Origin of the sequence: Cronbergia sp. UHCC 0137 (assembly GCF_034932285.1) — a bacterium.
GTDB lineage: Bacteria > Cyanobacteriota > Cyanobacteriia > Cyanobacteriales > Nostocaceae > Cronbergia.
This window is the reverse complement of record NZ_JAYGHC010000013.1, coordinates 62,390-88,664: the sequence shown is the minus strand read 5'-3', so window position 1 is coordinate 88,664 and position 26,275 is coordinate 62,390. Positions and strand designations below refer to the sequence as shown.

Here is a 26,275-nt window from a genome sequence, read left to right as displayed (position 1 = left end):
TTGAATAGTGAAGAATTTAATACTTTTTGGCATGAGCCAAATACCAATTCAGAGATAGAAGATAATTCTACACTTGATCAAGATGTAGCCAGAGAATTGGAAGAAAGTTTATTTGCCGCAGCTTCTGAAGAAATATTTACTGACAAACAAAAATCCCAATCTAGTTATGATTTTTATCTAGAAGAATTTGATTTCAGTAAACCAGAGCGATCTTTAGATGTCAAAAGTACATCAGATGCCAAGGATGATTTGTTTGCTGATTTAGCTCAAGAAGATGCCAACTCTCTAACAACAATTATTGAAAAGGGTGAATTTTTATTCCAGGAAATTCAGAGTTTCTCGCAAGAACCAGAAGTATTAGACTTGATGCCAGAATTTACCAGCAACTCTCCAGAAGCAATTGCTGAGGTCGAAACATTTGCTCAAGTAGATTTGTTTGATACCCTTGACGAAAATAGCAATGAAAACTTATTACTTTCATTGGATGATCTAGATCAATCTAACTCAACAGACTTTACACCGGATAATTTACTTGTTACGGACAACAATCTAGATTTAATTTTAACTCACCAAACCCAAGGAGAAATAGAAAATCTAGAGCAGTTGACTGATAGTTTATCTTTAGAATCTTTCGCTAATTTATCATTTCCAGAATTAGAGTCAAATATCATCCAAACAAATATAGATGATATTCATTTCGATGAAGTGGCATGGGGAGAAATAGAAGAAATAAATACTCAGGTCACATCACCAGAAGAATTGGCAATAGAATCCATTACAGGTACTATTCCAGCATTAGAGTCAAACATCATCCAAGCAAATATAGATGATTTTCATTTCGATGAAGTGACATTGGGAGAAATAGAGGAAATAAATACTCAGATCACATCATCAGAAGAATTAGCAATAGAATCCATTACAGGTACTATTGAAGAGGAATTTGCAGATTTAGAAGCATTGCTGGGTGCAGAATTAACAGGGAATACCAATGGTGTTTTGTCCCTTGAAAATGAAGATTATCTTCAAGACGAAGGGGAATTTGCAGATTTAGAAGCATTGCTGGGTGCAGAATTAACAGGGAATACCAATGATGTTTTGTCCCTTGAAAATGAAGATTATCTTCAAGATGAAGATGAATTTGCCAATTTAGAAGCATTATTGAGCGGAGAATTAACAGCGGATACTAATGAGCCTGTGTCGATGCCAGAAGATGATTTTGCGGCGCTTCAAGCGTTGCTAGGTGAAGAAGAGACTCAGGCAACACAACCAGTTAAACAAGGGGTATCTCAACCATTATATTTTCCATCACATAATGCTGTTTCAGCGTCAGTAGTCGAGGATGAATTTAGTAAATTAGAGGAGTTACTGGCAGCAGCAGATCAAAAAATATCTCATGCTCCCACATCTCCACAACAACTAAATACTAGCAGAGTACCACGTCCGGCTGCTCGTCGTGTGATGCGAGAAGAAACCATGAAAGTTTCAGTTAAGCATCTCGATGATATGAGTAACTTAGTTGGGGAATTAGTGGTAAATCGTAATACCTTAGAGCAGGATCATGAACGTCTGCGACAATCCTTAGATAACTTGCTGATTCAGGTGCAGCACCTTTCTGATGTGGGAGGGAGAATGCAGGAATTGTATGAGCGATCGCTCTTAGAAGCCTCACTGTTAGCCAGCCGCAAATCAAGAGAACAAGGATATACCTTTGGTAGCGCACCTCATCCTGCCAACGATCGCGGCTTTAGCGAACTAGAAATGGATCGGTTTACGCCCTTCCATATGTTAGCGCAGGATATGATCGAGTTCATCGTCCGAGTCCGGGAGTCAGCCAGTGATATCGACTTTGTAACCGAAGAAACCGAAACCGTAGTACGACAGTTCCGACAATCAACTAACCAGTTACAAGAAGGACTGACAAAAGCCCGAATGGTTCCCTTTGCTCAAGTAGTCGATCGCTTGCGTCGGGGAGTCAGAGATAACGCCCTCAAATATGGCAAAGAAGTGAGGTTAGTAGCAGAAGGGACAGAAACATTAATTGATAAAAGAATCTTAGATCATCTGGCCAACCCTCTAACCCATATGCTCAATAATGCCATCTCTCATGGTATTGAGACTCCAGACATACGACAGGCCGCCGGTAAACCACCAATAGGGGTAATATCCGTCCATGCTTTCCACCAAGGCAACCAAACGGTGATCGCCGTCACAGACGATGGTGCAGGTATCGACCACGAAAAAGTTAAAAACAAAGCCATCCAAAAAGGCATCATCTCACCAGAAGAAGCCGAGGGTATGTCTCGTATAGATATTTACGATCTCCTATTTTTACCCAGTTTCAGCACTGCTGACGAGGTTGATGACATGAAAGGACGGGGTGTGGGCATGAACATAGTTCACACCGACATTAGTGAAATTCGCGGCACAGTCACCACAGATTCAGTTCTGGGTAACGGAACCACCTTCACAATTCGTCTACCACTCACCCTCAGTATTTGTAAAGCCCTTTGTTGCGTCTCTGACAAAGCCAGAATCGCCTTCCCCATGGATGGTGTAGAAGACACCCTAGATATACCCTTGAAAAGCATTCAACAAGATGCAAACGGACAATCATTTATTTTTTGGCGAGATACAGTATTACCATTCAAACCTCTGAACGAGATTTTAGCCTTCAATCGCGTACTCAGTCGGAGTATTGTTTATGGTGGAAATCGAGATGATGATATGGTTTCAGTCGTCGTCGTCCGCTCAGGAAGTACGATGGTTGCCTTGCAAATTGACCAAGTGCTGAACGAACAAGAAATTGTAATTAAGCAATTTGAAGGGCCTGCACCTAAACCTAACGGAGTAGCTGGAGCGACAGTTTTAGGTGATGGTCGAATTATGCCCATTGCAGACGTACTAGAAATCCTCGATATCTTCCAAGGTAAGCGGTCTAAACAAATTGGTGGTAGTTCTTGGCAGCAAACAACTATCCCACCAACTCCTGTTGTCACCCCTGACGTGAAAATTGATCCGACAGTGCTGATTATTGATGACTCCATCACAGTCCGAGAATTACTCTCTCTTTCCTTTAACAAAGCCGGTTATCGTGTTGAACAAGCCCGTGACGGTCAAGAAGCCTGGGAAAAACTCCGGGCTGGGTTGCCTTGTGATATCATATTCTGCGATATTGAAATGCCCCGATGTGATGGACTGGAGTTACTTTCACGCATCCAAAAAGATCCATCTCTCAACCATCTGCCAATTGCGATGTTAACATCACGGGGTGCAGATAAGCATAAACAAATGGCGTTTCAACTAGGTGCAAGTGGCTACTTTACTAAACCCTATCTAGAAGAAGCATTACTAGAAGCTGCTTCACAAATGCTCAAAGGAGAAAAGCTGATTACAGTTTAGGAACATCTTTAAAACATCGTTAGGACTTGGGGAAAAAGAACACCCCTCGTAGAGATGTTCCATGGAACGTCTCTACATTCTTTTGCAGAGGGACATCAATTATTAGCGTATCTTGACATAAGCCATTGATGAAACTCCTTTCACCACAGAGTTTACTCCTACCTCCCCTACCTCCCCTCTGACAGGGGTAGGTTTTTAATATTATCTGTGAGGGCAGGACTTGGAAGACAAGGAGGTATTGTAGACAAGGAAGATTTTATACAAGAAATGGTCTGTTGAGCTTCAGTTTTTGTGACCAATCGTACATTCTTTGTACAGTTTTCCTCCCTTGTCGCCTTGTCTACCTTGTCCCCCAAGTCTTGCCCTTACGACAATGTAAAATACCTACCCTTGTGAGGCAGGGGAGGTAGGGGGACGTATTGCAATAGGCCTTTACTTTGATTTCACCAATTTGATCATCTTTTTTGTGTAGTTCAATGATGCCAAAAATACTTGGAAAATTTGATTATTTTGTTGCATACATATATACAACTTTAGTTATTTTTAGGAAAATATAAAATGACATAATACAGGTATCTATCCAACATGAAATATTCTCAAATTCATTTTAGCGATCGCTCTTGTGAAATTGATCTTTACCAACTGCAAGAATTATTAAATCTTTCCGCTTTTTGGGCAAAAGGGCGTAGCATCAAGGATTTGGGTATAGCGATCGCTAACAGTGAACCAGTCATTTCTGTTCATGATCAAGAGCAGCTAATTGGCTTTGCTAGAGCTACTTCTGATGGTATTTACCGGGCTACAATCTGGGATGTGGTTATTCATCCAGATTATCGTGGTAATGGGTTGGGAATTAAGTTGGTAGAAACGGTTTTAATCCATCCAAAAGTGCGCTTGGTAGAGCGTGTTTACTTGATGACGACTAACCAAAAAGAATTTTACGAAAAGATTGGTTTTGCAGTTAATAATACCACAACGATGGTTTTAAATAACCAATCTAATTTGGAATCTCTACCAGTTGGGAATATTCAATTTCAGGAATCAATAAAGGCATAGTATAGCAGGAGTCAGGAGTCAGGAGTCAGAATTAAAACCCTGTTGTGAAACGAGTTTCATCAATGTCCTACGCCAACCTGCGCTAAGAATTGATGTCCTAACCACCTTGGCGGTTGCTATACCGCAGGGTGAAAGTCAAAAGTCAGAACTAATAATGCAGCGTAAGATTTTCAGAGATTTGAAATGGTTCATTTACGCTGTGCTGTAATAGATATTTGCAGTCTAATTAGTTCTGGTTCGGTGGGAGAAGGCAAAATTTCTAGCTTTCCTCCCATGACTTCTAACAAGGTTTGATTGATTATTAATTTCATTCCTGGAGAGAAAGCTGTATTGTTTTCATCTGTGCTGTATTCATATTTCATTAAATCAATTGATTCACTTGTGATAACAGCGTGAGTTGGTACATCTAGCCAAATATGAACATGATTATTTTTATCTGCAACCATACTAGAAAGATGGATTTTACCTTCTTCCATTTGAGAAATAGTGATATCTACTAAACTAACTAATATTTGACGTAACCAATTAAAATCTGCTAAAACTTGAATTTCTGGATCTGGCAGTGATAGCGTAAAATTAAAATTACGATTTGCAGCCAACATATAAGTTAATTTATGGACTTCTTGTAAAATTTGGGTTAGCTGTTGGGGTTGAATATTTAATTTATTTGTGCCGTGTTCTGTTCTGGCTACAGTGAGGACTTCATCTATTAATTTTAGCAGTTTTAGCGATCGCTCATGTGCCTGACCGATAAATTCCCGTTCTTCGGCTGGATTTTCGCACAAATCGGCCAAAATTAACTGATGTAATCCAATTAAACCATTGAGGGGCGATCGCAATTCGTGGGTAGTCCGTGCCAAAAACCCGGCTTTAAATTGACTCATTTCCCGTGCCATTTCATAGGCCAATTGGGTTTGTTTTAACTGTTGTAACAGTGTGTTTACGTTTTCTTTTTCTGTTACTGGGTTGCTAATTTTGTTAAATTGTGCAAGTAACCATCCTAAACTTAATCCTATTGCTAAATACAGCCAATTATATAAGTTCATAAAAAAGTACCGAATAATGTAAGAATTAAACGCAGATAAACGCAGATAAACGCAGATAATTTTGTATTTCTGATTATATTTAATAATTAACAATACTATCTGAATTATCTAATTTGATGCCACCTTGCCGTAAAATTTGCCAATCTGTCCCAGTCCATTTAGCGACGGTGGAGGGGATACCTAATCCTTGGTATTCTGTTGATTTTAGAGTTAGAATGCCTGGAAATGTAGCCTCGATTTCGCTGCTAGTTTGTAATGGTGGTTGATTTGATAGATTGGCGCTGGTGGTGGCAAGGGGTCCTGTTTGTGCGAGAATGGTTAGAGCGATCGCACTATTTGGTACTCTGATGCCAATGGTTGTGGGATCAATGGGATTCATGACTTTGGGAAGTTTTTCACTCGCTGGTAACACTAATGTTAAACCACCCGGCCAATATTTATTTACTACTTTTTGCCAAGTTTGATATTCTAAATCACTACCTTGAATGTAACTCCATAAATCTTCGGCCTTCGCAGCCATTAAAATCAAGGGTTTATCTAAACTACGCTGTTTAGCTGCAAATATTAATTCTGCTTTGGATGGTAATGTGGCTAGTGCTGGGACTGTATCTGTGGGAAAACTTACTAATTTTCCCTCCTTTGTTCCAGTTATTAAATCTGCTAGGGAAACTTTCATGATTCGTTAATTTGACCTTTAAAACTGATATTTGAATCTTGATAAAATGACCAAAAAACCTAAAGGTGGCATTGTTAATTGTTGAATGGTTGAGATAAAATCGTTTTCCCACAGCCGTAAAACCCCACCCCCTAACCCCCTCCCCGCAAGCGAGGAGGGGGAAAAGGTCAATGTCAATTATTGCATTTTTTTAATATTTACCTGTAAAAACTCGTTCTGCTGGTCCGGTCATGTAAATTCGTTGGTCAGCTTCAGACCATTCAATTTCTAAACATCCACCGGGTAATTCTATTGTGGCAGAGCGATCGCACTTTTGTGTTAACACCCCAGCAACTAAGGAAGCACAAGCACCAGTTCCGCAAGCCAAGGTAATACCGGCACCACGTTCCCAAACCCGCATTTTCAAATAGTTAGGATTCACTACTTCGATAAATTCGGTATTGATTCGTTGGGGAAAAACGGGATGATGTTCAAATTGGGGTCCAATAATTTCTAGGGGAATAGCAGCAACATCTTCGACAAAGGTGATACAGTGAGGATTTCCCATACTCACACAGGTGACTTCCCAAGTTTTACCACTTACTTCTAGGGGTTGATTAATCACTTTAGCTTCAGCAGCGGCCAAAGTGGTGGGAATTTCCCCAGCTAGTAATCGGGGTAAACCCATATCTACTTTTACTTGACCATCATCCATTAATTGAGGTATCATCACACCGGCTAAAGTTTGAATGCGATAATGATCTTTAGTCCGGGATATGCCTTCTAATTCTGCCAAAAACCCAGCTAGACAGCGAATACCGTTACCACACATTTCTGGTTCAGAACCATCGGAATTAAAAATCCGCATTGTGTAGTCAGTGTCCTTGTCACCGGGTAAAGCAAAAATCACACCATCAGCACCGATACCGAAATGGCGATCGCACCATTTTACAGCTTCCTCAGGTGTGATTAACGGAGTGGATGAGATCCGGTTATCAATGAGAATGAAGTCATTACCCAAACCTTGATACTTAGTAAATTCGATTGCCATTTTCGCCTAGATGAATTATTAAAGATTAGTTACTACTTATTAAATATTGTCCTTATTACCAAAAATGGCAACAAATAACTTTGACACATCCCTGCCGAGTATTCGCCAATTACAAAGTTGGATTAAAGACAAAGGCATCACAGAGTTTAAACTGGTGACTGGTGATGTAATTACAGGTAGAGTTTTTTGGCAAGATCCTAATTCTGTCTGCATTATAGATGACAATAATCAGCAAACCATAATTTGGAAACAAGCGATCGCTTACATGAAAAATCAGGGGTGATTGGGCATGGGTGATGGGTGATTGGTAATTGGGGATTGGTGATTGGGGATTGGTGATTGGGGATTGGTGATTGGATAATCTTCAAATCCGTGTCATCCGTGTAATCCATTAAATCCGTGATCGTGATTGGTGATAGGAAAAAAACCACTCAAACTCTTATTTCTCTGTGAACTCTGTGCCTCTGTGGTTCGTTTCTTCCGTAAACCTTAAATAAAAGGAATTTCACAGGAAACAGTAAACAGATGTTGAACTTGAATTAAGTCACTGAGACTACCACAAAGCAACACTTGATCACCTGCCCGTAAATCCATATTTTCAGAAGGAAAACGGATAAACTTGCCATCTCGCCGAATTGCTTGTACTTGTAAATCTTGCTGTCCTTCACCAATTAAATCCGCCAAAGTTTTACCCAAAACCGGATAATCATCCCGCACAGTCACCCACTGACAAGCACTATTTTCACCGGGAATGGTAGCCTGTCCTTGGGCTAACTCTGCTAAAGCCGCCAATTCCTCAGTTTCTCCTACCACCAACAAGCGATCGCCCTCTTTTAAGGTAGTTTGATTGTTAGGATAATCAATCTCTTCTCCGTCACTGCGACGAATGGCCATTAAACTTGCCCCGGTTAAATAGCGCATATCCGCTTCTTCTAAACTCATACCAATTAAAGGAGAAGCAGAGGGTAAAGTGTACCAACGACGATTTAAATCACGGGTTACTTGTTGCAAATGACGGGAAACTTCAGAAGGAGAACTTTCTGGACGAAAATCTGAATAATGATCAGTACGGATTTGATCCATTTGCTGTTGAACTGCGGCTGGTGACAAACCCACCCCCGTTAATAAATGGGTAGCCATTTCTAAACTAGCTTCAAATTCTGGCTGTACAACCTCCTTAGCCCCCAATTGATAAAGTACCTCAATATTTTTATCTTGGGTAGCACGGACAACTAAATCTAATTCTGGGCATAATTCCAGCGATCGCTTTAAGCATAGACGAATACTAGATGGATCAGGAAGAGCGATCGCCATTCCCCTAGCATGATTAACCCCGGCTGTTTCCAAAACATGAAAACTCACAGCATTACCGTAAACATAAGGAATTTTCCCATCTCGTAACTGCTGAATCCGGCTTTCTGATTGGTCAATCACCACCACAGATAATTGATTTTGCAGCAACAACTTGACCAAATTTTTACCAATGCGTCCATAACCGCAAACCACTATATGATCTTTTTGCGGTAAATCTTCCGAAATGTCACGGGCTTGTTCTTCCACAAAGTAGGGTTTAAGCCAGGGCATTGATTCGGCAAAGTTGAATAAAAATGGGATTAATCGCAATACAAAGGGTGTTAAAACCAAGGTAACGGCAGTAGTTCCCAAAATTAGTAAATATACCCTCCTGGAAACCAACCCTAAAATCTGCCCCTCACTTGCTAAAACGAAGGAAAATTCCCCAATTTGCGCCAGTCCCAACCCAACAATTAAAGCGGTTTTTAATGGGTAGCCAAATAACTTAACCAGGGGTGTAATAATTAAAAATTTACCAACAAAAACCAAAGCCACCAATCCGAGAATTAATTCCAGGTTATTCCACAAAAATAACGGATCAATTAACATCCCAATGGCAGCGAAAAACAAACTAGCGAAGATATCCCGTAAAGGTTCAACAATACTCAGGGTTTCGTCAGCGTATTCCACCTCAGAAATCATCAACCCAGCCACAAACGCCCCCATTTCAATAGAAAGTCCTAAATGTTCTGTGAGGAGGGCAATACCCAAACACAGACTTACAACTCCCAATAAAAATAACTCCCGGCTTTCGGTACGGGCAATTAATCGCAGCAAAGGGGGAATTACCCAAATACCCGCCACAACTGCACCACCGGCAAAGAGTCCGATATAGACCAGGGCTTTTAGTATCGCTAAACCAATGGTTTCTGGTGGTTCGTGCAGGGCTGGTAATACTGCTAACATTAATCCCAGTGCCAAGTCCTGAACTACCAAAATCCCCAACATTACCTGACCGTGGGGAGTTTCGGTTTCGTTGGCTTCCATCAAGCACTTGAGAACAACAGCCGTAGAAGATAGAGAGAGAATTGAGCCTAAAAATACACCTTTAGCGGGTAATACGCCCCAAAACCCCGTCACACCACAAACCAAAACTGTGATCAGAATGGTGAGGGTAATTTGTAATCCACCTCCACCGAGAGCGATCGCTTTTACCTTCTTCAATTCCGCAAAGGAAAATTCCACACCCAAAGCGAACAATAACAAGGCTACCCCAAACTGAGCCAAGGTTTCCACCTGTACCAGTTCTTTAATTAATCCCAGTCCGGCTGGACCGATCACCATCCCACCAATCAGATAGCCTAACAAAACAGGCTGTTTTAACAGTGCAGCTAACAGTCCACCACAGGCAGCTACAGCAAACACCAAGACTAAATCAACAATTAACCTAAAATCTTCTTGCACTAATTTTCACGGAAATATCAAGACGTATATAGAACAAGCATACAAAGTTTTTAGCTATGGTGATTAGATATCGAACAGCTTTGAGATAATTTTCTTTAAAATAGTTTCGCTATTATATCTTATAATATTAAATAAGTACAATCGTAGTCAAACTAATTTTAATTAGCACAAAAATTATCATCTCCCAAAATAGCGATATTTAAGCATCAAATAATACTTTCATCTGTTCAATTTATCAGTTAGTAATTCAATTACCAGACTTTAGGTTCAAATTTGCTATTATTGGCAATAATAACCGAATCTCCTGCTGGCTTAATCACAAATAACCCTTCTTGAACTGCGTAAATATCTGCTCTTTCATCTATTTTAATTCCTGCTACTGCTCCATAAAGTTGATAACTTTGATATTTAGGAAATGCCATTTTAAATCGTTCTAATATTTGTAGAAATCGTTTAACATCCCGCACTTCTAAATGAGATTTAACTTCAATTGCCACAACTTCATTAGTATTTTCAGCCAGGATATCAATTTCTAGAGAACCCTGGGTATCTTGGGCATCAACTCGTAAGGCAGTATGATGAACATTAATTCCCTGTTCTTGAAATAGTCTAGCAGTGGCGGGTCTAACTAGGTTTTCTACAAATTCTCCCCAACGGCTAGTTATTCCCCCCACCTGTTTGTTAGTTTGAGCCACAATTTTGCGGAGGTCAGCCATTTCTTGTTCGTAGACACGTTGGCGTTCCTCGAAAGCTTGTTGGCGTTCCTCGAAGGCTTTTTGGAAAGCTTGTTGCTGTTGTTCGCGTTCTAGTCGGAGGTCAGCCATTTCTTGTTCGTAAACACGTTGGCGTTCCTCAAAAGCTTGTTGCTGTTGTTTGCGTTGTTGTTCACTTTCACGGAATAGGGCATAGATATCTTCTAAGGTAATTTCGCTCATGAGTTATGGTGTACGATATTGGAATTTAGTCCAAAAATGCTGATTTTTTTATTAGACACGGAAGAAGAAACAGAAGTTTTTCAAAGTTGTTCCAAATAACTTAACAAATCGGCCATTTCTTGGGCGCTCGGTTGAAATTTCGGCATGGGGGGCGTTTCACCGCTAATAACTTGGTGAATTAGTCCATATCGGGATTTGTGCTTAGAAACAGCTTGTAAGCTAGGCCCCACTAAGCCATCAGCTTCCCAGCCGTGACAACCTGCACAGTTAATTTGAAAGATAGCGTGTCCTTGTTCTGAGTTTCCCGTAAGGGATAGAACATTTTTGACATAAGGATCGGAGGCTTTGACCATCTGAATAGCAAACAAGGCTAAAGGGATTGCTATGAGTATCGCCAAAGCCGAAAAAGCGATCCACTGAATTAGAGTTTCAGATTTGGTAAGCTGGTTATCCAAAAGGTTTGCTTTCACAGTCTAGGGTGCAAAGAAAATTTTCTTTTCTACACATAGCTTAAAAGTTCTTGATTGTGTCTGCAAGTACAAAACATAATATTTTGGAAAGTATTTATAGTTCAAACCCATATTAAGGCGGGGAATCAATGCCAGATTTGGTAAAATCAAAAACAGGAACTAAATATTAAATTTTTGCAAGCAGGAGATTTACAGTGGTTGAACCCCTACTATCAGGTATTGTCCTTGGTCTGATTTTTGTTACCCTCAGTGGTCTATTTTACGCTGCCTACAGACAATACAAGCGTCCTAACGAATTAGGAGGCTAAAACTCAAGCTAGAGACTGGGGACTGGGGACTGAGGACAGTGTAATCAAGTTTCTCCCCTTTCTCCCGCTTTCGCTACAGTATTAGAACTTGACGAGTAGAGAAATTCCTCATGTAGGGATTCTCCGCTTACAAATTTGCTTAACGGATGTCAAGAGTACATAATTACTATTTAATTGCTCAAAATTTACTGATAAAGAAAAACTAATAACTCATAAATATCACAATACAAACTTATTATTTCTGCCCTTCAACCCCTAAAATCATTCCCTTCCTTATTAACCGAGGTACTTCAAAAAACTATGCTATAAAATATACACGTAAAATGTTATGATTTCTTTAATCAAAAATCAACAAAGGCATGATAATGTTTTAATCTCATTGTCTTCCTTTGGTGCTTCCGCCTATGTTTCAGCATGATTTACACCCACAACACCTTCAAGAACTTGTCAATGGCAGTAGTATAAATATACACTTAGTCCAATTAAACTTTATATCTCTCCAAGGTGTCAGCGCCTATGATTACCTGCTGATTTCCGACAAACTCCCTCGCACTAACACAGGTATGGTTACAAATGCCTGGTTGCAACGTTATAATCATATTACCCAAGGGGGTTGGTGGTGTTCTGGACGAGATCCTCTGAATGATTGGCAGATGATGGAATGGGGATGCTTTAAACCAACTCAACCCCGAAAAAATCAAAATGGCAAAATAATCAAGTACGAACATCCACCCAGCACCCCAACAAGGGTATTTTGTCTGCGGGTAACTCTACAAATTTGGCAACAAGTCGCCCAACGTTACAATATAGCTATACCCGACAACATTACTATTAGTACAGACGGCGAAGCTGAAGGTTTTTGGCAATGGGTAACAGAACTTAATATCCCCATTATCATCTGCGAAGGAGTGAAAAAAGCAGCCGCACTTTTAACACAAGGTTATGCAGCCATTGGTGTTCCGGGAATTACTAGCGGTTATCGAGTTGTTAAAGATGAATTTGGTAAAGTTACCCGTCGTCAGTTAATACCTGATTTAGCCGTATTTACCACAACAAAACGCAGTTTCTATATCTGTTTCGATTTTGAAACTCAAGACAAAAAAATTGCTGCTGTTAATAATGCTATTTCTCAACTTGGTTGTTTATTTCAACAAAATAATTGTGCTGTTAAAGTTATTGAATTGCCAGGTATCGAAAAAGGTGTTGATGAATTTATTGCTGCGAAAGGTGGATTTGCCTTTGATAAAATTTATCGTCAAAGCGTTGATTTAGAAGTTTATCTTGCCCAAACTAAACCCCATACGGAGTTAACAATTCCCGCTGCACTCACCGTCAACTGTCCATATTTAGCAGATATACCTTTTCCTACCTCTGGGTTAGTGGGAGTGAAATCGGCTAAAGGTACAGGTAAAACCACAGGACTACAAGCAGTTGTTAATCAAGCAAAAAGTCGTAATCAACCAGTTTTATTAATTACCCATAGAATCCTTTTAGGTCGGTTTTTATGTGACAAAATTGGGATTAAATGGGGTATGGGATATGAGCCTTGGAGCATGGAAGAAGAACCGGAATTACCAATTATTAAATATCAAGTACCTATTGCTAAATCCTTCGGTTTATGCGTTGATTCTATTTGGAGATTAAATCCAGACGATTGGCACGGGGCAATAGTAATTTTAGATGAAGTTGAACAATCTCTTTGGCACTTACTAAACAGTAATACTTGTAAACAGAAGCGGGTTAAAATTCTTAGAATATTTCAACAACTTATTTCTACAGTTATCGCTACAGGAGGTTTAATTATTGCCCAAGATGCCGACTTATCAGATGTTTCTCTGGAATACTTGCAAGGGTTGACTGGAGTTAAGGTAACGCCTTGGGTAGTTGTAAATCAGTGGAAACCGGATAAAGGTTGGGATATAACTTTTTATGATTCACCCAATCCTACTCCATTGATTCATCAATTAGAATTAGACTTAATTGCTGGACGTAAATGCTATGTAACTACAGATAGCCGTTCTGGACGTTATAGTTGTGAAACGATTGAAAGTTATTTGAAAGAGCGGTTGCAAAAATTACGCAGAGAATTTCCTAATACTTTAGTAGTTAGTAGTCATACTACTAATACACCTGGTCATGCAGCATCAGATTTTATCGCAACTATTAATGAAAAAATTATTGATTATGAAACAGTTTTTGTAACTCCTAGTTTGGGAACAGGTATTAGTATTGATGTTCAACATTTTGACCGGGTTTATGGAATTTTTCAAGGGGTAATTCCTGACTCAGAAGCACGTCAAGCATTAGCTAGAGTCCGGGATGATGTACCTCGTGTAGTTTGGTGTGCTAAACGTGGTATTGGTTTAATTGGTAGTGGTAGTACAAATTATCGTTTGCTTTCTTATTGGTATCAAGAGAGTCAAAAAGAGAATTTAGCTTTGCTTAGTCCTTTACATAAAATAGATGTAGATTTACCTTTGGTTTACGACCCGATACATTTACGAACTTGGGCAAAATTATCTGCCAGAGTAAATGCTTCTATTCGTCTCTATCGTCAATCTATGCAAGATGGTTTAATGGCTGATGGTCATCAAATCCAAATGCGGAGTAATGAGGTTCAAAATAATATTCTGCGGGATTTGCGTTTAGCTTTTTTGGCTACTGATTCTAATGATTTTGATACTCGGAAAAGGTTAATTTTAGAAATTGTAAAAGTTCAAAAAGATTGGGCGCAAAGTCGTCAAAAAGCTAAGGAAATAAAACGTAAAATTAAGGAAATTAAACAACAACATCAATTAGCATTAGCCACTGCTGTAACTATAGCTAAGGATATTGATTATGTAGAATATGAGCAGCTATTAAATAAACATTCTCTCAGTGATGCAGAACGCAACCAAATTAATAAATATATTTTGAGACAAAGGTATGGGGTTGAAGTAACTCCTCTGCTGAAATTACAGGATGATAGGGGATATTATGGAGAGTTATTAATTCACTATTATCTAACCCATGAAAGTGAATATTTTCATGTCAAAGATGAGCAAGAATGGCATCAGCAGTTGTTTTGGGGTGAGGGAAAGGTTTTTCTTCCAGATTTAAAAACCTATACTTTGAAGGTTGAAGCTATGCGAGTTTTAGGAATGCTACAATTCCTTGAACCTGGGAGACAATTTAGTGAAGGTGATGCTGATTTAATTTGGCTAAAAACTGCGGTTGTTCAGAGTAGCAAACATATTAAACGAGCCTTGGGTATTGATTTGCTTAGGGGTAAAGAGGTGGTGTCTGGTATTAAAATAATTAACCGAATGTTGGGTTTATTAGGTTTGAGGTTAAAACGGGTAAATGATATTTATCAAATTGATCCAGATACTCTAGATGATGGTAGAAAAAAAATATTTGTGGTTTGGCAAAAACGGGATGAATTAATGTTGGCTCATTTGAAGGGTATAAATAATGAAATGGTAATTGACACTCTCAGGTCTCAAGACACTGATATCTTGTTGACAAAATAAATTGGTTGCTCACGTCTTTTGTATGGTGATTGAGGATTGATTATAACAAAACCTTTAGGAGGGGGCAATGGTTATATTGTCCATATTTTGGATTTTGAGGATTAGTTTTTTCTTGTTCCTGAAAATTTTTATTTGTCTGAATCAGGATACCCAGGATTAGAGGATTTACAGGATTAGTGTTTTTCTTGTTCCTGAAAATTTTTATTTGTCTGAATCAGGATTTACAGGATTAGAGGATTTACAGGATTTTTTATCATGTTTATCTGGGAATGTTTTGGATTTTAACGATTATTTTTTCTCTTCATCCTGAACATCCTTAAATCCTGGACATCCTGATTCAGACAGTAGGGTGTGTTAGCGAAGCGTAACGCACCAAAATTGATTAAATTTAATCTCATGAATTAATATGAGTTAGGCTTATGGTAGAATTATTCATGTAGATATTAGAGATGGAAAAATTTGGATTCAGAGAGATTTTACTGAGGAAGGCGTAGCTAGTGAGTTGGTAGAATTGGGAGTACCAAAAACGGATATTGTTTTAGGTTTTAAGCCACCTTATATGAGACAGGTTACTGGTTTTTCATTGGGTTAGATTTTTTCTTCAATTGTTGGATTTTAGTAACTTGATGATTAGTTAGTTTTTTGGAGTATAAGCGTTTTACTTATCCCTTTTTTCATTCGTTTTGTGTTATGGATTTATTTAATGAACCACGAAGGCACGAAGAACACGAAGGAAGAAAGGAAAAATAGGCTAAAAACTAACAAAATTTCTCATGTCAACTCGTCTCTGTACATATCATTTGTTTTTCTGACATATACTTTTAAATTTGTGTCCTTAATTCTTGCCTGGAATTTATCTTGGTTAACATATAACCCTTTTAATATGTTAAAATCTTGTAAATTCTTTTTCTTAAAAATATAAGGATTGACAATAAAATTTTCTGATTCTAAATCATATAGACCGAGGATGTATTGAGGAAATAAAGTGCCTTTTATAGCTACTTCTTCCTGTTTATGTATTTCTCTAGAATAAGTTGGGAATCCTTGCCTTTCATAATCTTGATAAAATTCTTTTGATATCTCAGCATTGATGCCATGTTTATATAAAGGTCTAGGAACAATATATAAAAATATTACCGATTTTTTATCTGGAATAGATGATTTATTATTTTTTGTGTGTATTGCATATTTGTACGCTTCAGCTTTGTCCTCACTAGTTGATACAAAAAGCGACTTTTTTTTAAAATTTCTTCCGAAATTATGCAAAATAAATAAATAGTAATCTCTAATTCTTTCTCGCTCACTTTCTTTGTTATTTTTAACATTATTGATTAGATTTATAAAATTGCCTTTGTTATCTAACTTACTGAAAAAATTGGTAAATTCTATATTACTTAATTTAAACTCAGTTTTTATGCCTTCATCACCTCCATAATTTGTAGCTAAAATTGTGTGAATTTGATCAAATATAAAATTGAATGTATCATCTGAAGTATCATCAATCGTTCTTAAATAACTATCTTGTGAATTATTTGGGTATTCAAAGAAATGTTTCGCTTTATCACCAAAATAAAATATTTTACAAAGTAATTTACCTGCTTCATCTTGAAAAGAACTAGATAATACGTTTTCTAATATTTGTTTTTTCTGTCCTCTAAACAAAATTATAAACTTATCTTCTTCATATAATGAAATCAAAGTTTCCCAAAAACTTACTAATTTTTCGTGTTCTTCATTTGTTAATTCAATTACTCCAGTCTCACTGGATTCTTTAGGAAGGACAATTTTTGATTGAAGTACATTTTTTAATTCATTAAAATTTTTATCTCTATTCGATTGATTAGTTTGAGAATTCATATTTTTCTATCCTGTAGATTAAGCTAATTTTATTGATCGATTTAGTGTAATAGTTAGGGTTTGGTTGGGTTTTACTACTTTCAACCCAACCTACGAATATTCTTAAACGCTCAATATTGTCTGTGACTCCATAGCACCAAGTTTTCGAGCTATCTGATCATACAAAGTAACTATTTTTTCTGCTACATTGCCAGCTTCTTCTTCACTCATTTTTGTAGTAGTTGCTTGAACACTACCTTCGTTACTTGTAGCTTGAATTTCAGTTAATCTTTTGTTAATTTCATTAAATTCTTCTCTTAATTCTTCAGGAAAATCATTTGGTTCATGAAGTCTAATTAAAGCGTTTATATAAGCAGAATGGAGTCTATCTTGTATGCTTTCGTTAGATGAAGCTAATATTTCCACGGCTGAGTACAGCTTTTCTCTTGTATAGTTTAGAGACATAAAATCACCTTGTTACAGTCTTACTAAACAACATAGTAGTAATAATTTTTAAATGTGGTTGCGTATTAACCGTACTAAATGATGGTAGGATTTTATCACCATCCACATCCTGTTTGAAAATTAATTAAGCAAAACCACCATCCAACTTTGCTCTCAAAGCGCAAATATAAACAATAGCTGGAATAACTCTTTTATAACTAGGTTCTGTCAACTGCCATATAGTAAATAATCCTGCACCTATCCAACCAACCGGACCGAGAACCAGAGCTATTGTACTTGACATAGTTGTATAAACAACAAAAGGTAAAGTAATTCCTATCATTCCGGTAAGTGCGCCAAGAGATGTTGAAGCTAGTAAATAAATACCAAAACCAGACAATTTAGCACCAGTCAAAGCAAGAAAAATACTACTACTTCCTAAAAGTTCACCTCCTTTATCAAATTGTGATGCTGTTTTTCGTAACTGTTCTTCCATTTCTCGTTTTTGCTGTGGGGTCATTTTTTCCCACATTGTTTCCATTACCTTCTGTGCAATTTTAATTTCCATGACACTAGCAGATTCATATTTATCACATTTGATTTTTAATTTTTTAGCAGCCCCTCTAACTATTTTTTGATAACTTGGATGATCATCAAATATTTCATTAAATATATAACTAGCTGCATCTTGACTCTTCTTAGATAAACGATCAATAATACGATCAACAGTTGGTTCTTTAGCTTTGAGAATATCTGCTAAAGCTTTTATTTCATCAAACGATGCACGATTCAATAAATATTTAAGGTCATCCATATCATTAAGAAGTATTAACGGTTACTTGTTTACTTCTAAAAGTATATCAAATATCACTCAATATTCAATAGATCGCTGTGCTGTGTTCTTCCTTTGCGTCTTTGCTCCTTTGTATCTTTGCGCGAAACAAAAAATATTCATAACCCGGCGAATATAATTCGCGTCTACACAGACAAAACCCGCCTTCGCGGGTTCAAAAATCTTATTTTTAGTCCACGAAGGTGGACTTTGTTTGTATAGCCGCGATTTATAATCGCCTGATTATCCCCTAAAATCACAAACCAACCGCTTAAAAATAGACACAGAAACAATAGTAGTATTCACTAAATTCTGTGCTTCATTAAAATCAGCATCTCCAGTAATTAAAAAATCCGCCCCTGCTGAAACAGCACAAGCTAAAAACTTTTCATCTTTTCTATCTCTAGCAAAATCTATTGTTACCTGAACATCAACTAATGTAGTCACCAAATCTATAACATCTAACCATTCTTTTCTGACTTCATCAGTCAACTTAAACTTCTTCCGACTTAACACATCCTGATACTCTGCTACAATCTCCTGAGAAACAATCCAATCACAATTAGGACTATCTACAACAAATTGAATCACATCCCTTGGTTCTCTCCCCTTGAGAACAGCAGAAACCAAAACATTAGTATCAATAATAACTTTCATTTCCCACGCCGATAAGCTTCAATTTCTGCTGCTATTTCCTCATCTGTAACCTCTTCCACACCAGGAATAGCCTGAGTTTTATCAAATAAATTCCGCAATTTATTACTAATTGTAGCTTGCGGGTTATCTTCAGCTAAAACAATAATCTCCACACGCTGTCCAACCTGAAAAGGTAAATCAGATAAAACTACCTGCTTTGGGTCTTCAATGATGATATAAGTCTTGTAAGCATTCATGATTTATTCTGCGATTTATCCTATATATATTTTATGATACTTTTTTCTTTTACATCTTTGCGCGAAATAAAAACCCAAAAAATACCCATCATTAATAATTTGTTTTGATTATAACTGATTATTTATTATTGATAAATGCCATTTTCAAACCCACCTCTCAATTTTCTTCCTTCCTGCTTCATTAACTCTGCGTCCTCTGCGCCTCTGCGGTTCATTAAAAAAAATCTAGGGGCAGACCGTCGCCCACCCCTAAAAAAATCAGGTAATACCAAAAACGATCGCTAACCCCAAAACAGCCCCAAACACAATCAAGGCGTAGAATTGAGCGCGACCATTTTCTAGATATTTCAAACCTTCACCACTCACCAGAGTAAAGAACCCGGTGAGATTAACAGCACCATCTACCACGCGGAAGTCTACTTCCATCACTTGTCTAGCTAGACGACGCAAGCCAAGGACAAAGACACGATGATAAATGTCATCAAAATACCACTTATTCAACGATAACTCGTACAGTGGTTTAATTTGATTAGCGATCGCACTTGGGTCAATTTTCCGAACCAAATACATCAACACCGCCAAAGTAATCCCCACCACAGAAATAGCCACTGAACTACCCGCCATAATATAAAACTCATGGGGGTCAAACTCAGCCGCCTTTTCCATCACTTCCGCGAGGGTTTCATTAGGCGAATAGATGAATTGCTCAAAATAATTGGCGTAAGGTGTACCCACCAACCCAATCAACATCGAAGGAATGGCCAACACCAACAACGGTAGAGTCATTGTCCAAGGTGACTCATGGGGAAAATCGCTATGGTGTCCGTGGGAGTCATGGGCGGCCAATTCTCCTTTTTTCATCGCCCCAGGGCCAAAGTTAGGTGCTAATTCTACTTCACCTAAATCAGCGACAACTGCGGCTGCCTGTTTCAACTTTTGCTTAATTTTCTCGTCATTCCCCCGGAACTTGCCTTCAAATGTCGAGAAATACATTCTAAACATATAAAAAGCCGTAATTCCTGCCGTCAACCAGCCAATCAACCAGAGGAACGGGTTAGCTGCAAAAGCCGCACCGAGAATTTCATCTTTTGACCAAAAACCAGCAAAGGGAGGAATCCCGGAAATAGCCAAGCAACCAATTAAAAAGGTGAACCCTGTGGCGGGCATATATTTCCGCAGACCGCCCATTAAGCGCATATCCTGAGCTAAAACCGCATCATGACCCACAACTCCTTCCATGCCGTGAATCACCGACCCAGAACCCAAGAATAACATCGCTTTGAAATAGGCGTGGGTCATCAGGTGGAAAAGTCCAGCACTGTAAGCCCCGACTCCCATAGCCATTACCATGTAACCGAGTTGGGAAATGGTGGAGTAAGCCAAGCCCTTTTTGATGTCGTTTTGGGTAATGGCGATCGTCGCCCCCAAAAACGCCGTAAATGCCCCTGTAAAGGCGATGACGGTCATTGCGGCGGGTATTTGTTCAAAAACTGGGTACATCCTGGCAATCAGGAATACACCAGCCGCTACCATTGTCGCTGCGTGGATTAAAGCAGAAATTGGGGTGGGTCCTTCCATTGCATCTGGTAGCCAGACATGGAGGGGGAATTGGGCTGATTTAGCAACGGGTCCAAGGAAGACTAAAATCGCCAACAGGATGGCGAGGAAATTGCTCACAGCACCGGTTTCTACCAGGGCAGCTAGGCGATCGCCCATGACCATAAAATCAAAGCTGCCTGTCGCCCAGAATAGTCCTAGAATGCCCAATAACAAACCAAAGTCACCGACGCGATTGGTCACGAATGCCTTTTGACAAGCATCTGCTGCTGCTTTGCGATCGTACCAAAAGCCCACGAGGAGGTAGGAACACATCCCTACCAATTCCCAGAATATATAAATTTGTACTAGGTTGGGACTGACCACCAGACCTAACATCGACGAGCCAAATAAGCTGAGATAGGCGTAAAACCGCACATAACCAGGATCATGTGCCATGTAGCCGTCGGTGTAGATCATCACCAATAAAGCCACTGTGGTAACGATCACCAGCATCAGGGCTGTCAGGTGGTCAATAGTGTAGCCCATGCTCAAGTGAAAATTGCCCGCAGAAGCCCATTCAAAGGTGCGAAGATAAGGCGCGTGACCTTGAAATTGACTCCACAGCAAGGCCAACGACAACCCCATGGCTGCTCCCATGAAGGAGATAATCACTACAGCATTAAGCTGTCGCAGGCGATTTGTCACCTGATTCAACGAGATTAACCCTAGACCGACCAGCGTTGCCCCTAAAAGAGGGAAAACTGGAATCAGCCAGGCATACTGATAGATTACTTCCATCACTCACGCCTACTTTTTAGAATGCTTAACAAAATCAGGATGAAGGGGAACGGGGAATGGGGAACAGGGAACTTAGCTTATTTTTGTCCTTCTGCTCGATTTCCCCTGTCTCTTTAAACCTTCATAACTTTAGCGTTGACTTGACTAACTTATCCCAACTATTAATAATTGTGACACACTCCCTTGAGGATAAAATACCCCACTCAATGACCTTTGAGTGGGGTGTTAAGCATGGTTTTATATTTGCAAGAACTGGGAATAGGGAATTTTTAACAGACAAAATGGTTGAAAGTCTTTTGGTGTCTGAGTTTCATCAACTCTATCTGCTTTTTGCCAGTTCACCAAGAGAGTTCCAAATAAAAACATATTCCGCATTTATGAGGGCAGGGGGCAGGGGGCAGGGGTTAGAAGTATACTTTCTCCTGTTGCCTGTTGCCTGTTACCTGTTGCCTTTCCTTGTTTCCGTAATTGAGTTTAATTTCTTCTAGGGCTAGTCGTAGGTCTTCTCGACCGCGAAACCCTTCTAAACGTTGGCGAACTATACCTTTTTCTATTAAAAGTAAGGTTGGTAATGATTTGAGTTTATAGGTGGTAGACAACTTAAAATTTTGATCTGCATTTACCCCAACAAGTTTAATTTCGCTACCACATTGGGTTTGAAATTGCAATAGTAGAGGGTGTATGATGCGACACAAGCCACACCAAGGTGCTTCAAAATTTACTAAAACTGGAATTGAGGATTCTAAAACTTCTTGAGTAAATGTCCGTTCACTAACCGACAACACCATGACGCCTCTTGGTTTATAAGGTTTTTATATCAAAATTAGCTAACACTAGCAGGGGAGGGCAAATGAAAATAGGGTTTTATTATGTTTTTGGTTTACTACACCAATGATGGTGTTGATTTTTGAGGACTGTTAACTCCTCTTTGCCCTTTGATCCCCAGGAAAGCTAATTATAAAGTATTAAGGCAATTTAGGGAACCCCTGCTAACAACTATTTGAACTTATCTTACATTGGTTTGGTGATAAGGTAAGAAGAAATTTCTATTTAGTTAGTATTTTCAGGAAATATTGGGGATCATCTTAAACTACCATGATATCTTACTTGTTCCTAGCATCAACAGTGGATGTAACCACCAGAGCAACCCGACGAAAATGGCGACTCCCAGATAGGCAGGACGGAGAAATTCTTGCCATTTTAAGGACTGACGACCATCCATAATTGCTTGGAAGGGAACAATGGAGGTTCTTTGTTTAGCTACTGCAAAGGCTTCTCCATAGCGATCGCTCAACCGCCGATCCCCATGCCAAACTCCAAATAAGTGATGCAGTACCAAACCAATAGATGTCACAAGGGTAAAGGTTGTACCTATCCATAGGGTGTGGGCAATACACCAAATCACCTGCCCTACCATTTGGGGATGGCGGGTAATACGGATGATCCCGGTTTCGTAGAGATGAACTTGGGGCTTTTGAATAGCCGCAATTTCTAGTAGATTGAATGTAGCAGGATATAAAAACAAAAATGAGATCGCTGACAAGACCCAAACTACTGCTCTGACTCCTGGTACGCCTTGGACTTGCCAAAGTTGCCAACCATCATAGCGGTGATTGAAAAAGTAAACTATTAAGATTCCAGCCAAGGGTAGGCTAATTAAAGCAAACAAAATGCGATAAAGTCTTGCTCCGATGTATTTCTCTGCCCAAGGACGCAAAGCTGCACCCCCACTGTGGGCGATCGCAAAGGCTAACTGTAAACCCAGCATGATCAATAAACTGGAGGTAAACCAAGGATTCGGCAACATAGATACAATTCGATTCAAAATGATCAAAGCTACTATTGGTAAGGATCTAGGACTCTAATAGATGGTATACAAGAGGATTTTTGTCAAGCTGTTGTGGTAATGTTTCTTTTTCGAGTTCACCCTATAAGTTTATGATGCAATAAATTATGCCTAATCAGAATTTATTGGTAAAGTTTCTCGTTTCTTGTTTGTGGGTTAAGCCTTATGTCTGACCTTCCTTTCACTTTAGATCAGTTACGTATTCTCAAAGCGATCGCCGCAGAAGGGAGTTTTAAACGCGCGGCTGATAGTCTTTACGTCTCCCAACCAGCAGTTAGTTTGCAAGTTCAAAATCTGGAACGGCAGCTAGATGTTCCTTTATTTGACCGGGGAGGTCGTCGCGCTCAACTCACTGAAGCGGGTCATCTACTCCTGAACTACGGTGAAAGAATCCTGAGTCTTTGTCAGGAAACTTGTCGAGCAATTGAGGATCTACAAAGTCTCCAAGGGGGTACTTTAATTGTCGGCGCTTCTCAAACTACTGGTACTTATCTCCTACCCCAGATGATTGGGATGTTTCGACAAAAATATCCAGATGTGGCTGTACAACTACACGTCCACTCTACCCGTCGCACTGCTTGGAGTGTGGCTAATGGTCAGGTAGATTTAGCCATCATTGGTGGGGAAATTCCCACTGAATTGGTAGAATCTTTGGAGATGGTTCCTTATGCTGAAGATGAATTGGCACTGATCTTACCGACTTTTCATCCCTTTGCCAAACTAGACACTATCCAAAAAGAAGACCTATATAAACTCCAATTCATTGCTCTCGATTCTCAATCAACTATCCGCAAGGTTATTGATCAGGTACTCAGTCGTTGTGAAATTGATACTAAGCGGTTTAAGTTTGAAATGGAACTCAATTCCATCGAAGCGATTAAAAATGCTGTCCAATCTGGTTTAGGGGCTGCCTTTGTATCTACTTCAGCGATCGCTAAGGAGTTACAAATGGGTGTACTTCACCGCACTCCTATCGAAGGTGTAGTTGTCAAGCGGACACTGTGGCTGATTTTTAATCCCAATCGCTATCGTTCTAAAGCGGCTGAAGCCTTTAGTCAAGAAATTTTACCCCTGTTTGCTACTCCTGAATGGAATCAAGATATGTTGAAAGTATCACCAAAATCTCTAGTGGAAACTACCATAGATACATCAATACGCAATTCTTCTGAGCCGGACTAAACACTGGAGTCAGGAGTCAGCACTTTGGTTCGGCTGCGCTCACCAACCACGGCTACGCTCAGTGACCGGAGGAATAATTAGAAGAAGAGAATATATAGTCTTGAATCTGGTCAAGTGATAGGTTTTTGGTAGTTTCAACGCTTATTCCTTGCAACTGATTCACCTTTTTCACCTTCAAACTCTTGATATATTGCAGTTTTAGGTTTATTAAGTAAACCCTAAATAAATCTGAGGGCTTGTACCATCAAGGAATTATTGGTCATTAGTTGAGATGCCATAGTTTTTAACTAATGACTAATCAATTATTGAATGTCACTTGCGACAATATAACCAAAATGGAAGTCTACTGCACCCGTCCACGATGCCCACGCCCAAAAAATTACTTTGCTGATTTAGATAATGTTACAACTTTAAGATCAATACAGCAAAAATATTGTACATCTTGTGGTATGCCACTGCTTTTGGATGGCCGCTATTTACCAATTAAATTACTCGGTAAGGGGGGTTTTGGTGCTGCTTTTTTGGCGAGCGATCGCCGGATTCCTGGAATGCCTTTATGTGTGGTTAAACAATTTCAACCATCAGGAAATTTAACTAGTTCTCAATTACAATTAGCACAGCAATTATTTGAACGGGAAGCGGAAGTTTTAGCTGATGTCGGTAATGCCCATGACCAAATCCCTGATTTATTTGCCTTTTTTCCCGTGGCAGTTCAAGGTTTACAACCAGGACAGCAAGAGCAATTTTTCTATTTAGTTCAAGAATATATTGATGGACAAAATTTAGAGGAAGAATTAATTCAAAATGGCAATTTTTCTCAAGCCCAATGTTTAGAAATTCTCAGGGAAATTCTGCCAATTCTCAAATTTATCCACGAGCGCCATATTATCCACAGAGACATCAAACCTTCTAATATTATGCGTCGTCAAGATGGGCGACTATTTTTGTTAGATTTTGGCGCAGTTAAACAAATTGCTAATTCTCCTTCTAGTTCCAATGTGTCCACGGGTATCTATTCTATGGGGTTTGCACCACCGGAACAAATGACCGGAGGACAGGTATTTCCATCTACGGATTTATATGCTTTGGGCGTAACTTTAATTACTTTGATGACGGGGATGGAGGCGGTTGAGTTATTTGATGCCTACAGTAATCAGTGGAAATGGCGTTCCTACACAACTGTTAACCCGCCTCTAGCTGATATTTTGGATAAAATGCTTTTACCTGCTGCCAATCAACGTTTTCAGTCAGCCCAGGAGGTTCTGGAAGCACTTTCTACTCCTTCTGTTCCGCCAACACCAACACCATCACCACAAATCCAAGCACCACCACAGAAACCAATACCAATTAAACCAGCTTTTCCTGTGTGGGAATTATTGGCTGGGGCGGCGTTTAGTGGCTTTGAGGGGGCATTAATAGCGATCGCTCTTTTCAGTCTAATTAAAAATCCTTTCCTCACCTTTGGTATTACCTGTATAATTTTAGGAGGCTTGATTTTCGCCCAAACTAAACGTTGGATTGAAAGGTTCGATTTATTAATTATTCCCACAGTTAGTTTTGCAATTATATTTTTTATCCCTTTTTTACAGTTTGGTTTGGCAATTCAGCAAATATTTTTTTTAACCGTCGCTGCTGCCTTAATAGCTACTAGCATTACTGCATTATTTCGGTTAATTTATAAATTATTATCTTTATTTTTGTAGCTGGAAGAGAAAATAA

General features: G+C 39.1%; 21 protein-coding genes and 1 pseudogene. 8 read left to right on the top strand and 14 right to left on the bottom strand.

Annotated features, from left to right (window positions below; translation table 11 throughout):
* A partial coding sequence (locus tag VB711_RS08685) for a hybrid sensor histidine kinase/response regulator (protein WP_323285473.1) occupies positions 1-3,399 on the top strand: 3,399 nt, incomplete at its 5' end.
* Positions 3,400-3,984: 585 nt separating this feature from the next.
* Positions 3,985-4,455 (top strand): GNAT family N-acetyltransferase, encoded by a 471-nt coding sequence (locus tag VB711_RS08680; protein ID WP_323285472.1) that lies wholly within the window; start codon positions 3,985-3,987, stop codon positions 4,453-4,455.
* Positions 4,456-4,643: 188 nt separating this feature from the next.
* Here the strand turns inward: VB711_RS08680 and VB711_RS08675 are convergent, their stop codons facing one another.
* The 3 genes from VB711_RS08675 to dapF all read right to left on the bottom strand — a co-directional run bounded on the left by VB711_RS08675 (position 4,644) and on the right by dapF (position 7,207).
* Positions 4,644-5,501: a HAMP domain-containing sensor histidine kinase gene (locus tag VB711_RS08675; protein ID WP_323285471.1), complete on the bottom strand. Its 858-nt coding sequence runs from the start codon at positions 5,499-5,501 to the stop codon at positions 4,644-4,646.
* Between the two features lie 79 nt (positions 5,502-5,580).
* The gene (locus VB711_RS08670; protein WP_323285470.1) at positions 5,581-6,177 is read right to left on the bottom strand and encodes an L-threonylcarbamoyladenylate synthase; all 597 of its coding nucleotides are present in this window, start codon (positions 6,175-6,177) and stop codon (positions 5,581-5,583) included.
* A 190-nt stretch (positions 6,178-6,367) separates the two neighbouring features.
* Positions 6,368-7,207, bottom strand: coding sequence for a diaminopimelate epimerase (gene dapF, locus VB711_RS08665; RefSeq protein WP_323285469.1), 840 nt, complete (start codon positions 7,205-7,207; stop codon positions 6,368-6,370).
* Positions 7,208-7,271: 64 nt separating this feature from the next.
* On the opposite strand from dapF, the gene VB711_RS08660 reads away from it, so the two are divergent.
* Complete coding sequence (locus VB711_RS08660; RefSeq protein WP_323285468.1) at positions 7,272-7,490, top strand: Hfq-related RNA-binding protein; 219 nt, start codon at positions 7,272-7,274, stop codon at positions 7,488-7,490.
* 206 nt (positions 7,491-7,696) lie between these two features.
* On the opposite strand, the gene VB711_RS08655 is transcribed toward VB711_RS08660, so the two are convergent.
* The 3 genes from VB711_RS08655 to VB711_RS08645 all read right to left on the bottom strand — a co-directional run bounded on the left by VB711_RS08655 (position 7,697) and on the right by VB711_RS08645 (position 11,354).
* The gene (locus VB711_RS08655; RefSeq protein ID WP_323285467.1) at positions 7,697-9,964 is read right to left on the bottom strand and encodes a cation:proton antiporter; all 2,268 of its coding nucleotides are present in this window, start codon (positions 9,962-9,964) and stop codon (positions 7,697-7,699) included.
* A 251-nt stretch (positions 9,965-10,215) separates the two neighbouring features.
* Complete coding sequence (locus tag VB711_RS08650) at positions 10,216-10,899, bottom strand: DUF3782 domain-containing protein (protein ID WP_323285466.1); 684 nt, start codon at positions 10,897-10,899, stop codon at positions 10,216-10,218.
* A gap of 80 nt (positions 10,900-10,979) precedes the next feature.
* Positions 10,980-11,354: a cytochrome c gene (locus VB711_RS08645; RefSeq protein ID WP_323285465.1), complete on the bottom strand. Its 375-nt coding sequence runs from the start codon at positions 11,352-11,354 to the stop codon at positions 10,980-10,982.
* A gap of 209 nt (positions 11,355-11,563) precedes the next feature.
* Here VB711_RS08645 and petG point away from each other — a divergent pair, with 209 nt between their 5' ends.
* From petG to VB711_RS08630, 3 genes and pseudogenes are all read left to right on the top strand, one after another.
* The gene (petG, locus tag VB711_RS08640) at positions 11,564-11,677 is read left to right on the top strand and encodes a cytochrome b6-f complex subunit V (RefSeq protein WP_083389681.1); all 114 of its coding nucleotides are present in this window, start codon (positions 11,564-11,566) and stop codon (positions 11,675-11,677) included.
* Positions 11,678-12,081: 404 nt separating this feature from the next.
* Entirely contained in the window at positions 12,082-15,189 is a 3,108-nt protein-coding gene (locus tag VB711_RS08635) for a plasmid replication protein, CyRepA1 family (RefSeq protein ID WP_323285464.1), read from the top strand.
* Between the two features lie 418 nt (positions 15,190-15,607).
* Positions 15,608-15,781: pseudogene (locus VB711_RS08630) on the top strand (element excision factor XisI family protein); the annotation flags it as partial.
* Positions 15,782-15,960: 179 nt separating this feature from the next.
* On the opposite strand, the gene VB711_RS08625 reads toward VB711_RS08630, so the two are convergent.
* From VB711_RS08625 to VB711_RS08590, 8 genes are all read right to left on the bottom strand, one after another.
* Positions 15,961-17,046: a hypothetical protein gene (locus VB711_RS08625; protein WP_323285463.1), complete on the bottom strand. Its 1,086-nt coding sequence runs from the start codon at positions 17,044-17,046 to the stop codon at positions 15,961-15,963.
* Between the two features lie 102 nt (positions 17,047-17,148).
* Positions 17,149-17,490 (bottom strand): hypothetical protein, encoded by a 342-nt coding sequence (locus VB711_RS08620; RefSeq protein WP_323285461.1) that lies wholly within the window; start codon positions 17,488-17,490, stop codon positions 17,149-17,151.
* Positions 17,491-17,614: 124 nt separating this feature from the next.
* Positions 17,615-18,283, bottom strand: coding sequence for a hypothetical protein (locus tag VB711_RS08615; protein ID WP_323285460.1), 669 nt, complete (start codon positions 18,281-18,283; stop codon positions 17,615-17,617).
* Positions 18,284-18,544: 261 nt separating this feature from the next.
* Complete coding sequence (locus VB711_RS08610) at positions 18,545-18,958, bottom strand: putative toxin-antitoxin system toxin component, PIN family (RefSeq protein ID WP_323285459.1); 414 nt, start codon at positions 18,956-18,958, stop codon at positions 18,545-18,547.
* A complete protein-coding gene (locus tag VB711_RS08605; protein WP_323285458.1) occupies positions 18,955-19,194 on the bottom strand; it encodes a hypothetical protein in 240 nt (79 codons plus the stop codon). The genes VB711_RS08610 and VB711_RS08605 overlap by 4 nt, the downstream gene beginning before the upstream one ends.
* A gap of 258 nt (positions 19,195-19,452) precedes the next feature.
* Entirely contained in the window at positions 19,453-21,531 is a 2,079-nt protein-coding gene (locus tag VB711_RS08600) for an NAD(P)H-quinone oxidoreductase subunit 5 (protein ID WP_323285457.1), read from the bottom strand.
* Positions 21,532-21,935: 404 nt separating this feature from the next.
* A complete protein-coding gene (locus VB711_RS08595) occupies positions 21,936-22,319 on the bottom strand; it encodes a thioredoxin family protein (protein WP_323285456.1) in 384 nt (127 codons plus the stop codon).
* A 302-nt stretch (positions 22,320-22,621) separates the two neighbouring features.
* Positions 22,622-23,338: an NnrU family protein gene (locus VB711_RS08590; protein WP_323285455.1), complete on the bottom strand. Its 717-nt coding sequence runs from the start codon at positions 23,336-23,338 to the stop codon at positions 22,622-22,624.
* Between the two features lie 204 nt (positions 23,339-23,542).
* Here VB711_RS08590 and VB711_RS08585 point away from each other — a divergent pair, with 204 nt between their 5' ends.
* Both VB711_RS08585 and VB711_RS08580 read left to right on the top strand, forming a co-directional pair.
* Positions 23,543-24,556 (top strand): LysR family transcriptional regulator, encoded by a 1,014-nt coding sequence (locus VB711_RS08585; protein WP_323285454.1) that lies wholly within the window; start codon positions 23,543-23,545, stop codon positions 24,554-24,556.
* Positions 24,557-24,891: 335 nt separating this feature from the next.
* Positions 24,892-26,259: a serine/threonine-protein kinase gene (locus VB711_RS08580; RefSeq protein WP_323285500.1), complete on the top strand. Its 1,368-nt coding sequence runs from the start codon at positions 24,892-24,894 to the stop codon at positions 26,257-26,259.
* Positions 26,260-26,275 lie beyond the last annotated feature (16 nt).

Excerpts from the sequence above, each read along its gene's own strand:
- VB711_RS08680 (WP_323285472.1), top strand. The coding sequence starts at position 3,985 with ATGAAATATTCTCAAATTCATTTTAGCGATCGCTCTTGTGAAATTGAT.
- VB711_RS08675 (WP_323285471.1), bottom strand. The coding sequence starts at position 5,501 with ATGAACTTATATAATTGGCTGTATTTAGCAATAGGATTAAGTTTAGGA.
- VB711_RS08670 (WP_323285470.1), bottom strand. The coding sequence starts at position 6,177 with ATGAAAGTTTCCCTAGCAGATTTAATAACTGGAACAAAGGAGGGAAAA.
- dapF (WP_323285469.1), bottom strand. The coding sequence starts at position 7,207 with ATGGCAATCGAATTTACTAAGTATCAAGGTTTGGGTAATGACTTCATT.
- VB711_RS08660 (WP_323285468.1), top strand. The coding sequence starts at position 7,272 with ATGGCAACAAATAACTTTGACACATCCCTGCCGAGTATTCGCCAATTA.
- VB711_RS08650 (WP_323285466.1), bottom strand. The coding sequence starts at position 10,899 with ATGAGCGAAATTACCTTAGAAGATATCTATGCCCTATTCCGTGAAAGT.
- VB711_RS08635 (WP_323285464.1), top strand. The coding sequence starts at position 12,082 with ATGTTTCAGCATGATTTACACCCACAACACCTTCAAGAACTTGTCAAT.
- VB711_RS08625 (WP_323285463.1), bottom strand. The coding sequence starts at position 17,046 with ATGAATTCTCAAACTAATCAATCGAATAGAGATAAAAATTTTAATGAA.
- VB711_RS08620 (WP_323285461.1), bottom strand. The coding sequence starts at position 17,490 with ATGTCTCTAAACTATACAAGAGAAAAGCTGTACTCAGCCGTGGAAATA.
- VB711_RS08615 (WP_323285460.1), bottom strand. The coding sequence starts at position 18,283 with ATGGATGACCTTAAATATTTATTGAATCGTGCATCGTTTGATGAAATA.
- VB711_RS08610 (WP_323285459.1), bottom strand. The coding sequence starts at position 18,958 with ATGAAAGTTATTATTGATACTAATGTTTTGGTTTCTGCTGTTCTCAAG.
- VB711_RS08605 (WP_323285458.1), bottom strand. The coding sequence starts at position 19,194 with ATGAATGCTTACAAGACTTATATCATCATTGAAGACCCAAAGCAGGTA.
- VB711_RS08600 (WP_323285457.1), bottom strand. The coding sequence starts at position 21,531 with ATGGAAGTAATCTATCAGTATGCCTGGCTGATTCCAGTTTTCCCTCTT.
- VB711_RS08595 (WP_323285456.1), bottom strand. The coding sequence starts at position 22,319 with ATGGTGTTGTCGGTTAGTGAACGGACATTTACTCAAGAAGTTTTAGAA.
- VB711_RS08590 (WP_323285455.1), bottom strand. The coding sequence starts at position 23,338 with ATGTTGCCGAATCCTTGGTTTACCTCCAGTTTATTGATCATGCTGGGT.
- VB711_RS08585 (WP_323285454.1), top strand. The coding sequence starts at position 23,543 with ATGTCTGACCTTCCTTTCACTTTAGATCAGTTACGTATTCTCAAAGCG.
- VB711_RS08580 (WP_323285500.1), top strand. The coding sequence starts at position 24,892 with ATGGAAGTCTACTGCACCCGTCCACGATGCCCACGCCCAAAAAATTAC.